Raw genomic sequence first — 12,596 nt, forward strand, 5'->3', positions numbered from 1 at the left:
GCGGGACACCCGGATGGGATATGCTGCGCGGCAACATATGACCATACATATTCGGTCGTCATGCTCTATCAACTGCACGAACTGACCCGCAACCTGCTCGCCCCCTGGGTGCACCAGGCCCAGGCCAACGCCAAATTCTTCGCCAACCAGGGTCACTGGTGGTCGCAGATGCCCGGTGCTGATCGCCTGGCGGCGGTCAATGAGCTTTTCCATCGCATCGGCAAGGATTACGAGAAGCCCGAGTGGGGCATCAACGAAATCGAGGTCGAGGGCGAGCGCGTGCCGATCGTCGTGCACGAGGAAGTGAGCAAGCCGTTCTGCAAGCTGCTGCGCTTCAAGCGCCACAGCAATGAAGCCGACCAGCTGCACACCATGCTCAACCAGCCATTCGTGCTGGTGGTGGCGCCGCTGTCGGGTCACCATGCCACGCTGCTGCGCGATACCGTGCGCACCCTGCTGCGCGACCACCGCGTGTATGTCACCGACTGGGTCGATGCGCGCATGGTGCCGGCCAGCGAAGGCGAGTTCGGCCTCGACGACTACATCGCCTACATCCAGGAGTTCATCCGCCACCTCGGCGTCGAGCGCCTGCACGTGGTGAGCGTGTGCCAGCCGACCGTACCGGTGCTGGCTGCGGTTTCGCTGATGGCCAGCCGTGGTGAACCGACCCCGCGCACGCTGGTGATGATGGGCGGCCCGATCGATGCGCGCTGCAGCCCGACTGCCGTCAACAACCTGGCCACGCAGAACCCGCTGTCGTGGTTCGAGAACAACGTCATCCACACCGTGCCGGCCAGCTACCCCGGTGCCGGCCGTCGCGTGTACCCGGGCTTCCTGCAACATGCAGGTTTCCTGTCGATGAACCCCAGCCGCCACTTCAGTTCGCACTGGGATTTCTATACCGATCTGGTCAAGGGCGACCTGGAAGACGCCGACGCGCATCGCAATTTCTATGACGAGTACAACGCCGTGCTGGACATGCCGGCCAAGTACTACCTGGATACCATTTCCGTGGTGTTCCAGGACTTCCTGCTGCCGCGTGGCGAGTGGGTGGTCAACGGCGAGAAGGTTGATCCGTCGGCGATCCGCGATACCGCGCTGCTGAGCATCGAAGGCGAGCTGGACGATATTGCCGGTCTCGGCCAGACAGAAGCGGCGCAGTCGCTGTGCACCGGCATTGCTGCTGACCGCCGCGAGCATTTCATCGTCGAAGGCGCCGGCCACTACGGCATCTTCAGCGGCCGTCGCTGGCGCGAAGTGGTCTACCCGAAGGTACGCGACTTCTTCGCCGCACATGCCGAAGCGCCTGCGGCCAAGGCCGCGAAGAAGAAGAGCAACGTCACCCCGCTGCGGCGAAAGGCGGGGTAACTCGCCCGTGGTGGGTACCGACCTTGGTCGGTACGCCCTGGTAGATGCCAACCTTGGTTGGCGCTCTGCCGTGAATCCCGATGCCGGCGACATCGTGCCAACCAAGGTTGGCACCTACCAGAGCGAAGTCCGTTAAACGTCCCGACGCTGATGGAGTGTGCCAACCAAGGTTGGCACCTACCAGAGCGAAGCCCGCTAAACGTCCCGACGCTGATGGAACATGCCAACCAAGGTTGGCACCTGCCGAAGCGTGGATTCCCGCTTACAACCGCACCAGCAGGTTCTTGGCGATCAGCCCATGCAGCTTGCCGATGCCGCGTGCCAGATGCATCGTCAGCAGCAGCAGCAGCGCACCCGCCGCAGCAACCACGATCGCCACCAGCGGCGAGGCCGCCATCGGCAGTACATTCACGTCGTTGATGTACACGCCGGGGATGTCGCCACTGAAGATGGCCGCGACCGGCGCCCAGATCAAACCCAGCGACAGCGACAGCAACGTCACCGCGATGGTGAAGTAGACCACGCCCAGCGGCAGCATCAGCACGAAGTACAGCAGCGTCAGCCAGGTACGGCCATCGGTGAACATGTCGCCGATGCGCTGCAGCCACGTGCGGCTGCGGTCGGTATAACGCGGACGGCGCGGCATGCGTTCGCCCAGCAGCGCTTCCACCAATCGCCCTTCCAGCAGCGCCAACCCGCGCACCGAGCCGAAGAACAGCACGGTCAGCGGAATGCCGATGATCAGGATCAGCAGGCCCAGCGACAATGACAGGCCGGTGACCACCCAGGTGAAAAAGAAGATGCCGGTGGCCAGCGACAGCAGCATGTAGAACAGCGCGCCGTAGGTATGCGGATCCGTCACCACGCCAAAGAAGCGCGCCAGCAGCGAACGCTGCACCGGCGCCGGCAGCGGTGCGGCCGGCTCGACGCCACTGGCTTCCGCCGCCGCACGCAGCACCGGCGCGGTATCCGCACGCGGCGTACGCAGCGCGCGGTTCACCGTCACTTCGGTCTCGCGGTAGATCTCCGCCACTTCGTCCGGCGCGCCATAGCTGCCGGCAACGTCCGCAATCACCTCGGCCTCGCTGCGGCCGGGCTGCGCCGCCAGTTCCGAGCGCAGGTATTCCTCGGCGTCGTACAGGGCGTCCTGCACCATCGCCGGGTCGGCGCCTTCCAATGCCGCGCGCAGCTGCGCCAGGTACTGCGGGATGGTCGTGGGCAGGGCTCGGCCTGCCAGGCTCGGGTCGTTCATTGCGGTACCCCCTCCAACACGGAATCGACGGAATCTCGGGTGGCCTGCCAGGCCTGGCGCCACTGCGCCAGCACGTCGCGGCCACGTTCGTTGATGCGGTAGTAGCGCCGCGGCGGCCCGCTGCTGGACGGCTCCACATGGCTTTCCAGCAGGCCAGCGCCCTCCAGGTTGCGCAGCACCGGGTACAGCGCGCTCTGCTTGCCGCTCAGCACGCCCTCGCCGACCCGCTCCAGTTCCTTGGCAATGAGGTAGCCGTACAGCGGCTCCCCGGCCCGGGCCAGCACCGCCAGCAGGGCCAGCGACACCGTTCCGGCGCTGAGCTCCTTCTGGAACTTCTTCAGGTGGACATCGTCCTCGGACATGACCGGCCCTCCACTACGTTGAAGTCAACAGTAGTGCGAAGTTCGGTATAGCGAATGTGTCGTTAGTCACTCTGCCGGTTGGCGTCGGTCGGATGACCAGCGGTCCGGCAGTTCCCCTGGCCTGACTGAGTTCCAAGAGGCCTTCGTCAAGCAGCAGCGTGCATGATTCAGGCCCGACGTACCGACGCCAGCACCTGCGCGGCGACTGATTCCGACAAGGCGTGACCGCCCTGCTCAAGCCGGCTGATCAGTGCCTGTCGGCGGGAAGCCCCCAGTGGCGAGTAATGCTGGCTCGCCCCAAGCCAGTTCTCCACCAGTCGCAGGTGCCAAGCTTGCTCCTCGGCGCGCTGCGGCACCGTGTCCAGCAGCAGATCGAGGTGCTGCCAAAGGGGCAGTCTGCGCAACTGGCTCAGCAGGCCGACCTGTGCCACGTGCGAAGGACCATCGTGGCAGAACGCCACCAGCCGGACCGGATCCAGTTCGCCGGCCCACAGGGGCGTCGCACGGGCCAGCAGCTCGTTCACGGTCCGCCCAGGCTCTTCCAGTGCGGCACGCAACCAATCCAGACTGGCGCCGTCCCCAGCCCTCAGCCAACCGCGCAGGCAGCTGCGTCGATGGCGCGCCGAGACCTGGGGCAACAACGCGCGCAGCGCGTTCGCATCTGCAGCTTCGGCGTGGTCGCCCAACGCTTCCAATGCCTCGCGCCAGCGCCCGCGGGTGCGCTGCTGAAGTTCATCGCGCCACAACGTGATCGCGGGCGGAGCATCGCGCTGCTGAAGCAGCCACGCCGCCAATCTGCGCACGCTGCGCGAACGGTCAAATGCGGCAGCTTCGATGTGTGCATCGAGACCCGGCACGTTACGTTCGACCAGTGCCCGCAATGCTGCGGCACGCACCCCGCTGGAGGGCGCAGCCAACGCCACGACACATTTCTCTTCGATCTCCCCAGGCGCTCCGTTTGCCAAAAGATGTGTAAGTGCCAGGTGCGAGACTTGCGGGCTGTTGTCCAGCAGCGCGAGCGAGCGCAGTTCCTCCGCGTCTGGATGGATCTGCAGGGCGACGGTGAAGGCCACAAGCCGGGTTCTTGCCTCGGGGTGGCCCAGCAGCCCTTCAAGAACGGGGTGAGCGGCTGGCGACGACAGCCAGGCGAACAGGCCGCCGTCGAGCCATTCCCGTTGCACGCGCTGTGCATCGCGCAAGCGGACGGCGATCGGCCAAGCCTTCAGCACGTGGTGCACCGCGCACTGCTCGAGCAGGGACATCACGACATCCCTCGCCACCGCGCGCACTTCGGCCACCCAATCATTGCAGCGGAGCAAGGCACAGGACAACGTCAGATGGCTGGGCACCGAGCGCATCTTCTGCAACGCGGCCTCGCGCGTGTGACCATTACCGTCCGAGCCTGCAAGGAACAGGGCCGCCGTCTGCACATCAACCGGCGCCGCTGCGCAGGCCTTCAGGCAGGCGAGCAGGCCATCGTCGTTGTGGGCCCACCAGCTGCGTCGACGCTCATCAAGATCGAACAACCCGCGTGGCGACAGCGTCTGCAACCAATGGAGACGATCCACACCCTCATCGACGAACCCCTTCAGGATCTGGTCGATCATCGCGCGCAGCGCGGCTTCGGGCGCTTCCGGATGCGGTATCACCATCATCTGCTTCCATTAAGGACAATGACCATCGTGCCGCACCTGCATGGACAGGGCCAGCACGCCACCGTGGCGCAGGCGCGTACTCTCGCGCAGAATCGAAGCCTCGTTCATGTTCCGGGGTTCCCATGCCGCACCGTCGTCGCCTTGCCCTGACCGCCCTCGCCCTCGCCTACCTGCTGCCCGCCATGGCCAGCGCGGCCACGCCTTACCGCAGCCCGCAGCAGATCCTGGACGCCTCGGCCGCCAGCGACTGGCGCACCCCGGAGCCGGCGAACCTGCTGTACATGGACCTGCCGGCCGGTCGGGTCATCATCGAGCTGGCGCCGCAGTTCGCCCCGCGCCATGTCGCCAACATCCTGACCTTCGCCCACGAGCACTTCTGGGACGGCACCAGCATCTACCGTTCGCAGGACAACTTCGTGGTGCAGTTCGGCGACGCCGACGCCGATGACGCAGCCAAGGCCAAGCCGTTCGGCAGCGCCGCGCGCAAATTGCCGGCCGAATTCGAACGCGCCAGCGCCGGCCTGAAGGTGAGCGTGCTGCCGGACCGCGATGGCTGGGCCGCGCAGACCGGCTTCGTCGACGGCTTCCCGGTCGGCCAGGACCCGCAGGCCGGCAAGGCCTGGCTGGCACACTGCTACGGCATGCTGGGCGCGGGCCGCAGCAACGAGGAAGACAGCAGCATTGGTGCCGAACTGTACGTGGTGACCGGCCAGTCACCGCGTCAGCTGGACCGCAACATCACTTTGGTTGGTCGCGTGCTGAAGGGCATGGAACTGCTCAGCGCAACGCCGCGCGGACCGGCACCGATGGGCTTCTACGCCGACCCAAAGCTGCGCACGCCGATCGTATCGATCCGCCGTGCCAGCGATGTGCCGGTGGCCGAGCGCACGCCCATCCAGGTGCTGCGTACCGACTCGAAGACCTTCGCCGATACAGTGGAGGCACGCCGCAATCGCGTGGATGATTTCTACAAGCGTCCGGCGGGGCATATCGATCTTTGCAATATTCCGGTGCCGGTGCGGTAGCGCCGGCCCATGCCCGGCGAGCGCAGCGACGGGTTGGCAATGCGAAGCGGAAAGCATCCACGCATGGCGTGGATCTACTGTAAAGCCGGGCCATGCCCGGCTGAACTCTCCCTCAGCCCTTCTGGCTGACGGCCACACTGCCGAGTATCAGGCCACCGGCAATCAACATCTGCACGGTCACCGCTTCACCCAGGAACAACCACGCAAACGCTGCACCGAACAATGGCACCAGATAGGTCACCGTCGATGCACGCGACGGGCCGATGCGGCCGATCAGGCGATAGAACATCAGGAAGGCAAAACCGGTGCAGACCACGCCCAACGCGATCGCTGCGCCCCATGCCTTGCCCGGGATCGGGCCCTGCGGCAGATGCGTGAGCGCCATCGGCAACAACCACAATGAGGCGCACGACAGCGTGGCGGCCGCCGCAGCGGCCGAGGGCAGGCCGGTCATGTGCCGCTTCACCAGGTTCACGCCCAGACCGTACAACAACGAAGCGGCCGCGCCGGCCAACACCGCTGTGCCAATGCTCAGGCCCGAGATCTTGGCCGTGGCCAGCACCACCACGCCTGCAAAACCGACCAGCAACGCGCCCGCGCGGCGCATGCCGATCTTCTCGCCGAAGAACAGGAACGCGATCAACGCGGCGAACAGGACTGTCATGGCGTTGCAGATCGCGCCGATGGCGGCGGGTGCGCGCTCGGCCGCATAGGCGAACAGCACGAACGGCAGCGCCGAGTTGACCAGGCCGATCGGTGCCAGCCACAACCAGCGCCGCGGTGGGAACTGCGCTCGTGCGCGCCACAGGAACGGCAGCAGCACCAGCGCCCCCAGCACCAGCCGCACCTCGACCAGCGCGAACGGGCCGAACGACGGCACTGCCACCCGCATGAACAGGAACGAGCAACCCCAGATGGCGCCCAGCAGGGTCAATTCCAGCGGTGTGCGCCAGTCGCGCTCAGCCACCTGTGGGACCGCATTCATGCCCTGCCTCCGTCCATCGTCTTTTCCTCGCCAAGGCACACAGGATCAGGCGCAGACGCCCACCGCACAAGCGCGTAGTATCGCTGCCAGCCACAAATATGGTTTGAGGCTCGACATGCAGCTACGCCCTTCCCTGCTCCCCGCGCTGGCCGTGTTCGCGGTGGCCGCACGCCACCAGAACTTCGCCCAGGCCGCGCAGGAGCTACACCTGACCGCCAGCGCGGTCAGCCACCATGTGCGCCGTCTGGAGGAGGTGCTGGAGACCCGCCTGTTCCTGCGCCACGCCCGCGGCGTACGCCTCACCGCCGAAGGACGGCAGCTGGCCGACGCCGCCAGTGCGGCCTTCGCCGATGTGGCTGCGGTCGCCCATCACCTGCAACCGGATGCCGACAGCGTGCCGCTGCGGATCACCACACTGCGCTCGCTCTCGTACTGCTGGCTGCTGCCAAGGCTGCCGCGCTTCACCCAGTGCTATCCGCACATCCGCATCGAGCTGCACACCGGCAGCGGCCTGGATCGCTACGACGACAACGGCCCGGAAGTGGGCATCCGTTATGGCCTTGGCCAATGGCCCGGCCTGCACGCACAGCATCTGATGGACGACAACCTGTTCCCGGTCGCCTCACCTGCGTTGGCCGGGGTCGAGACGCTGCGGGACCCGGCACGCATCGCCGATCTGCCATTGCTCAGCGACCTGTCACCGCAGGGCTGGCGCGACTGGTTCCGCCATGCAGGCGTACGCCCGCCCTCCCCGCTACCGCCGATGCACACTTTTGCCGACAGTACCGATGCGATGCGCGCGGCGGTATACGGTATGGGCGCGGTGCTGGCCCGCACGCACGTCGCCCAGCCCTACCTGCAGCGCTATGAGCTGCTGCGCCTGCCTGGCCCGGCATTGAAGGCGCGCTATGCGTATTACGTCGTGCATGCCGAAGGGCAACCACCGAGTCCGGCTGCACGCCTGTTCATCGACTGGTTGCTGGAACAGGCGCAGGACGAACGCACGCCCATTCCGGCACTGCCTGACAGCCTGCTGGGGCGCCCAGCCACGCGTGGCTGACAGCGCCCTCACCCGTTCTTTGCCTGGCACTGGCTAGGCTGCAGATGACCCCACAACAGTGCTTATGCCATGGCCATGCTGCGACTGCGCATCACCGGAACCGAAGACGACGCCCGCGCCATCAGCGACCTGCTGCTCGGCCTGGACGGCATTGAACATGTCGAGGAAACCGACGACCTGATGCCGCACATGGACGACGACGATTCGAGCTCGGCCGGGCTGTCCGATGACATCGGCCCGGGCACACACGAACTGGAAGTGGAAGTCGGCAATGAAAGCACCGCGCAGAAGGTGCGTGATGCGGTGCAGGAGCTGGCGCTGGAACTGGATGTGTTCGTCGAGTACGAGACCGACGAGGGCTGATGCCGGCAGACTACCGGCATCAGCCTTCACCTCAGAGGTTGGGCGGTAGCTTGCGACGGCGGCGACGCCACCAGGCCCGCACACCCCAAGCTGCTATCAAGGCCAGCACCGCCACCGGCAGCAGCGCGGCAACAGCGCGGATCAGGAACGCCACGCTGGTGCTGAGGATGCTGCCCGACTCGCTCAGCGCCTCGCCGATCTCGCTGCGGCTGCGCTGGCCCGAGGTGGTGTCGAAATGGATCGTCACCAGCTGGGTATCGATGCGTCGGCGCTGCTGCGCGGCATCCTTGTTGGCCTGCTCGACACCGGCCTCGATCTCCGACAGACGCGTGGTGATCGTCATCAGATCTTCGATCTTCAGGTCCTTGCGGTCCTGGTAGGACAACAGCCGCGCGTGTTCCTTCTCCAGCCGCGCCTTGGTCAGCGCGGTGTCGGCCACGGCCTGCGCGAGGTCCTCGGCACGCGTGTTGCGCGACTGCAGCTTGCCGCCCTCACCGGCCAACGCGATCAACGGCTCGGTGCCCTTCGGTGCAATCCGCACCTTGACCTCGCCGCTGGGCTGCTCGCCACTGCGCTGGTCGACCTGCAGCACCGCGCAGTCACCGAACTTCGCGCTCTGGCAGGCCTGTGCCACCTGCTGGATGCGGGGTGCGATCTGCGCCGCTTCCAGCTGAATCTGCACGTCGTGTTCGTAGGCGAGGAATGCGCCTTCCGGTGAAGCAACGGCTGCTTCGGCGGCAGTGGCGCCTGCATCGGCCGCCACATCGCCGTGTTTGGCACAGGCTGCCAGCGCCACCAGCAGTACCGGCATCGCCACCACGCGCGTCCACGCGCGCACCGGCCTCACAGTGCCGCTCCGTCGTAGGACATCACCGCCAGCGTGCCCAGATCCACCTGCGGTACGCAGCGCACGTTCACCGCCACCATCGGCGTGCCGGTGCGCGGGTCCACCGCTTCGCTGTACGGCGCGACGCCGCACTCACGGCAATGGTGATGATCGATATGGGCCTTGTTGAAGTGATAGGTCGCCACGTCCGCCGGATCGGTGGCCAGCTGGAACGCCTCGCGCGGGGCGAACCACAGCAGGCTGCCGCGGCGGCGGCACATCGAGCAGTTGCAGTCGATGACGTCGCTGATCGGCGCCTCGGCCTGTACGGTGAATGCGATCCTGCCGCAATGGCAGCTTCCCTGGTATTCCATGTCCTGCGCTCCGCTGGAGGGTCCTTGTCTGCGCCCATGGTAATCCTATGGCACGGGGACAAAGCAGCCCCGGGGCCCTATGCTCGGGGTTTGACCCTGTACAGGAACGCCGATGCGCCCGCATCTTCTTGCCCTCGCCCTGGTCGCCGCTCTGGCCGGTTGCCAGCCGGCCGACGCCCCGACCAACGCTTCCACCCCGGCCACCAGCCAGCAGGCCGGTGACGCGGCGGTCGATGCCGCCTTCGCCGATCTGTCCAAGCGCGCCCTGGATACCTGGATGCAGCTGTCGCCGGTCAGCGCCACCCAGATCGGTGACCACCGCTACGACAGCGAGATCGACGACCTGAGCGCGGCCGGCCAGCAGAAGACCCTGGCTGCCTACAAGGCGCTGCTGGGCGAGCTGGACAAGATCGACGTGGCCAAACTTGGCCGCGAGAACCAGGTGGATGCCGCGATCCTGCGCAACCAGCTGCAGTCGGAAATCTGGAATGCCGAGGTGATGCAGTCCGGCAAGTGGGACCCGCAGCTGTACAACGGCATTGCCGGCAGCGCGATCTACGGCCTGATGGCGCGCGAGTTCGCGCCGCTGCCCGAGCGTCTGAAGTCGGCCACCGCGCGCATGGAAAAGCTGCCGGCGATCTTCGCCCAGGCCCGCGAGAACCTGGACCCGGCCCGCGTGCCGAAGATCCATGCAGAGACGGTGGCCAAGCAGAACAAGGGCATCCTCAGCATCGTCGATACCTTCATCGCCCCGCATATCGGTGAACTGCCGCAGGCCGACCAGCAGCGCCTGCAGGCCGCCATCGCTGGCCTGAAGAAGGCCGTGGACGAGCAGCAGACCTGGCTGGACAAGACCCTGGTGCCGAATGCCAAGGGCGACTTCCGCATCGGTGCGGAAAAGTACGACCAGAAGCTGAAGTTCGCACTGAGTTCCTCGCTGTCGCGCCAGGAGATCGGTGAGCGTGCGCGCGCCGAACTCAAGCGCGTGCGCGAAGACATGTACGGCATCGCGCAGACCGTTCTGAAGGACAAGCCGGGCGCGCCGGAGATGCCGGCGCAGCCGACCGACGAACAGCAGCAGAAGGCCATCGAGGCGGCGCTGGAACTGGCCTACGCCGACAAGCCGGCGCGCGACAAGGTGGTTGACGATGCCAAGGCCGCGCTGGACCAGTCCACTGCGTTTGTGCGCGAGCACGACCTGATGACCCTGCCCGACGCGCCGGTGGATATCATCCTGATGCCGGAATTCCAGCGCGGCGTGGCCGTGGCCTACTGCGATTCGCCGGGCCCGCTGGACAAGAACCTGAAGACCTTCTACGCCGTCTCGCCGATTCCGGACGACTGGAACGACAAGCAGGTCGACTCGTTCCTGCGTGAGTACAACTCGCGCATGATCCACCTGCTGAGCATCCACGAAGGCACCCCGGGGCATTATCTGGAAGGCTGGCACTCGGGCAAGTTCCCCTCCACCCTGCGTGCGGTGCTGCGTTCTGGCCTGTTCGCCGAAGGCTGGGCGGTCTACACCGAGCGCATGATGCAGGAGCAGGGTTACCTCAACAACGACCCGCTGTTCCACCTGGTGCAGCTGAAGTTCTACCTGCGCACGATCTCCAACGCGATCCTCGACCAGGGCGTGCACGTGGACAACTGGGATCGCGAAAAAGCGATGCACCTGATGACCCACGATGCGTTCCAGCAGGAAAGCGAAGCCTCGGGCAAGTGGGTGCGTGCGCAGTTGACCTCGGCGCAGCTGCCGACCTACTTCGTCGGTGCGCAGGAACACTTCGACACCCGCAAGGCGATGCAGGACAAGCTGGGCGACAAGTTCAATCTGAAGGCGTACCACGACCAGATGCTGTCCTACGGCGCACCACCGGTGCGTTTCGCGCGCCAGCTGATGCTGGACCAGCCGATCGAGTGATCGCGCCGGTGTGAAGTGAAACGGAACGGCCCGGGGAAACCTGGGCCGTTTTTTTTGTTCGGCGCCCCCGGATGGGCCCATCCACGCATGGCGTGGATCTACTACCCGTCTGTGGGCCCATCCACGCATGGCGTGGCTCTACTACCCGTCTGCCAGTAGATCCACGCCATGCGTGGATGGCATTCAATTCAACGCGCGATACAGCAGGCGCTCGAACTGCACGTCACTGCATCCGTTCTGCCCACACCCGGGAAGGGCGAGCTCCACCCGACCGGGTGGCTGTACATCGTTCAACGGCAACGCATCACGCAGCTGCGCGCGGGTGGGATAGACATACACCAGCCGGTAGCGCGCTTCGCCGCTGTGCACGCGCCAGCGCTCGAACTGCAGCAGACCGCCGATCGGCGTCTTCTCAAGCTGGCCCGGCAGCGTGTAATCCGCGGTACCCAATGCAGCCAGCACGGCGCCGATGTTGGAATCGTGGCCCACCATCAGACTGACTTTCGGCGCCTGTGGATCGGCAAACAGGACACCGATGTGCGCCAGCAGCAGCGCGGCCACATCGCGCGCCACCTCCGGTGTGCCGAACAGGATCTCCTGGTAGCCATTGCGCACCCGCGCCAGCGCCTGCCACTGCGCATCGTCGCGCAGCCTGCCCCAACCGGCCGCAGAGCCCGTAACGTTCTGGTAATCCTCCATCAGCAGCGCATCGACCATGCCGTTGGCTAGTGCCAGCGAGCCGGTGACGCCAGGCTCCTTGCCCACCGCCGCGCGGAACGTGCTGTCACCCGCGCGCAGCGTGCACGGCCTGCGCCCCGCACAGGCCGGCGATGCCGCGTGCTCGACCACGTTGTCCACCACCTGCAGATCCGGCGCGAGATGGGCCTGCGCTTCGGCCTTCTGCATGGCACGCAGCGCGCGGCGCTGGAAACCTGCATCATCGCGATGAATCACCGGATCGAACAACGGATCCATCGTGCCCAGCGGCATGCGTTGTTCGACCGTCACGTGGCAGCCGGGGAATGCGCCGGCGATGAAGAACTGCGCCGTGGCCTGGGTACGCTGCAGGCTGTTGGCCAGCGCATGGAAATCGCCGGCTTGCGGGCAGCCTGCGGCGGGCAGCACGTGCGCCTGCCGCAGCCACTGGCCCAGGTAACGGCCCATGTAGACCTCCAGCACGCCGCCCTTGGTGGTCAGCTCGCCGGCTGCAACGTCCCATGTTGCCCACGCATGCGGCGTGGCCTCGGCCAGCGTGCCCGAGGACACCAGCGGCGCGCGCAGGTTGTGGCGGCTGAGCAGGACGACCTGTTCGAGCGTGCCGCCGCGCACGGGGGCTGGCGCGGCGGCCGCAGCTGAGCTGACCAGGGCAAACGCGAGCAGCAAAGGGCGTAGCGGGTGGATCATG

General features: G+C 66.2%; 12 protein-coding genes. 5 read left to right on the forward strand and 7 right to left on the reverse strand.

The genetic code is table 11. The annotated features are described in order from the left end of the window. The first annotated feature begins 60 nt into the window (after positions 1-60). Positions 61-1,368 (forward strand): polyhydroxyalkanoate depolymerase, encoded by a 1,308-nt coding sequence (locus ABR323_RS07515; RefSeq protein WP_135272859.1) that lies wholly within the window; start codon positions 61-63, stop codon positions 1,366-1,368. 262 nt (positions 1,369-1,630) lie between these two features. Here ABR323_RS07515 and ABR323_RS07520 read toward each other — a convergent pair whose 3' ends face one another. The 3 genes from ABR323_RS07520 to ABR323_RS07530 form a co-directional block, all read right to left on the reverse strand. Beyond that, the gene (locus tag ABR323_RS07520; protein ID WP_439448838.1) at positions 1,631-2,620 is read right to left on the reverse strand and encodes a sensor domain-containing protein; all 990 of its coding nucleotides are present in this window, start codon (positions 2,618-2,620) and stop codon (positions 1,631-1,633) included. Further along, complete coding sequence (locus ABR323_RS07525; RefSeq protein ID WP_010486360.1) at positions 2,617-2,982, reverse strand: PadR family transcriptional regulator; 366 nt, start codon at positions 2,980-2,982, stop codon at positions 2,617-2,619. The genes ABR323_RS07520 and ABR323_RS07525 overlap by 4 nt, the downstream gene beginning before the upstream one ends. Before the next feature lie 167 nt (positions 2,983-3,149). After that, positions 3,150-4,637, reverse strand: coding sequence for a HEAT repeat domain-containing protein (locus ABR323_RS07530; protein WP_439448839.1), 1,488 nt, complete (start codon positions 4,635-4,637; stop codon positions 3,150-3,152). Positions 4,638-4,759: 122 nt separating this feature from the next. On the opposite strand from ABR323_RS07530, the gene ABR323_RS07535 reads away from it, so the two are divergent. Then, positions 4,760-5,662, forward strand: coding sequence for a peptidylprolyl isomerase (locus tag ABR323_RS07535; RefSeq protein WP_439448840.1), 903 nt, complete (start codon positions 4,760-4,762; stop codon positions 5,660-5,662). Positions 5,663-5,774: 112 nt separating this feature from the next. On the opposite strand, the gene ABR323_RS07540 is transcribed toward ABR323_RS07535, so the two are convergent. Beyond that, positions 5,775-6,647: a DMT family transporter gene (locus tag ABR323_RS07540; protein WP_439448841.1), complete on the reverse strand. Its 873-nt coding sequence runs from the start codon at positions 6,645-6,647 to the stop codon at positions 5,775-5,777. Between the two features lie 115 nt (positions 6,648-6,762). Between ABR323_RS07540 and ABR323_RS07545 the strand changes: the two genes are divergently transcribed. After that, complete coding sequence (locus ABR323_RS07545) at positions 6,763-7,707, forward strand: LysR substrate-binding domain-containing protein (protein WP_135272852.1); 945 nt, start codon at positions 6,763-6,765, stop codon at positions 7,705-7,707. Between the two features lie 69 nt (positions 7,708-7,776). Then, positions 7,777-8,070: a hypothetical protein gene (locus ABR323_RS07550; protein ID WP_012510497.1), complete on the forward strand. Its 294-nt coding sequence runs from the start codon at positions 7,777-7,779 to the stop codon at positions 8,068-8,070. Positions 8,071-8,101: 31 nt separating this feature from the next. Here ABR323_RS07550 and ABR323_RS07555 read toward each other — a convergent pair whose 3' ends face one another. Continuing rightward, the gene (locus ABR323_RS07555; RefSeq protein WP_439448918.1) at positions 8,102-8,881 is read right to left on the reverse strand and encodes a DUF4349 domain-containing protein; all 780 of its coding nucleotides are present in this window, start codon (positions 8,879-8,881) and stop codon (positions 8,102-8,104) included. Between the two features lie 32 nt (positions 8,882-8,913). After that, positions 8,914-9,270 carry a GFA family protein gene (locus tag ABR323_RS07560; protein WP_439448842.1) on the reverse strand — a complete coding sequence of 119 codons (357 nt, stop codon included), beginning with the start codon at positions 9,268-9,270 and terminating at the stop codon, positions 8,914-8,916. Positions 9,271-9,382: 112 nt separating this feature from the next. Between ABR323_RS07560 and ABR323_RS07565 the strand changes: the two genes are divergently transcribed. Continuing rightward, entirely contained in the window at positions 9,383-11,191 is a 1,809-nt protein-coding gene (locus ABR323_RS07565; protein ID WP_439448843.1) for a DUF885 domain-containing protein, read from the forward strand. 183 nt (positions 11,192-11,374) lie between these two features. Here ABR323_RS07565 and agp read toward each other — a convergent pair whose 3' ends face one another. Beyond that, positions 11,375-12,595 (reverse strand): bifunctional glucose-1-phosphatase/inositol phosphatase, encoded by a 1,221-nt coding sequence (agp, locus tag ABR323_RS07570; protein ID WP_439448844.1) that lies wholly within the window; start codon positions 12,593-12,595, stop codon positions 11,375-11,377. Position 12,596 lies beyond the last annotated feature (1 nt).

The sequence above is a fragment of the Stenotrophomonas sp. ATs4 genome (genome assembly GCF_051861585.1).
Classification (GTDB): Bacteria; Pseudomonadota; Gammaproteobacteria; order Xanthomonadales; family Xanthomonadaceae; genus Stenotrophomonas; species Stenotrophomonas maltophilia_AS.

Excerpts from the sequence above, each read along its gene's own strand:
- ABR323_RS07515 (WP_135272859.1), top strand. The coding sequence starts at position 61 with ATGCTCTATCAACTGCACGAACTGACCCGCAACCTGCTCGCCCCCTGG.
- ABR323_RS07520 (WP_439448838.1), bottom strand. The coding sequence starts at position 2,620 with ATGAACGACCCGAGCCTGGCAGGCCGAGCCCTGCCCACGACCATCCCG.
- ABR323_RS07525 (WP_010486360.1), bottom strand. The coding sequence starts at position 2,982 with ATGTCCGAGGACGATGTCCACCTGAAGAAGTTCCAGAAGGAGCTCAGC.
- ABR323_RS07530 (WP_439448839.1), bottom strand. The coding sequence starts at position 4,637 with ATGATGGTGATACCGCATCCGGAAGCGCCCGAAGCCGCGCTGCGCGCG.
- ABR323_RS07535 (WP_439448840.1), top strand. The coding sequence starts at position 4,760 with ATGCCGCACCGTCGTCGCCTTGCCCTGACCGCCCTCGCCCTCGCCTAC.
- ABR323_RS07540 (WP_439448841.1), bottom strand. The coding sequence starts at position 6,647 with ATGAATGCGGTCCCACAGGTGGCTGAGCGCGACTGGCGCACACCGCTG.
- ABR323_RS07545 (WP_135272852.1), top strand. The coding sequence starts at position 6,763 with ATGCAGCTACGCCCTTCCCTGCTCCCCGCGCTGGCCGTGTTCGCGGTG.
- ABR323_RS07550 (WP_012510497.1), top strand. The coding sequence starts at position 7,777 with ATGGCCATGCTGCGACTGCGCATCACCGGAACCGAAGACGACGCCCGC.
- ABR323_RS07555 (WP_439448918.1), bottom strand. The coding sequence starts at position 8,881 with ATGCCGGTACTGCTGGTGGCGCTGGCAGCCTGTGCCAAACACGGCGAT.
- ABR323_RS07560 (WP_439448842.1), bottom strand. The coding sequence starts at position 9,270 with ATGGAATACCAGGGAAGCTGCCATTGCGGCAGGATCGCATTCACCGTA.
- ABR323_RS07565 (WP_439448843.1), top strand. The coding sequence starts at position 9,383 with ATGCGCCCGCATCTTCTTGCCCTCGCCCTGGTCGCCGCTCTGGCCGGT.
- agp (WP_439448844.1), bottom strand. The coding sequence starts at position 12,595 with ATGATCCACCCGCTACGCCCTTTGCTGCTCGCGTTTGCCCTGGTCAGC.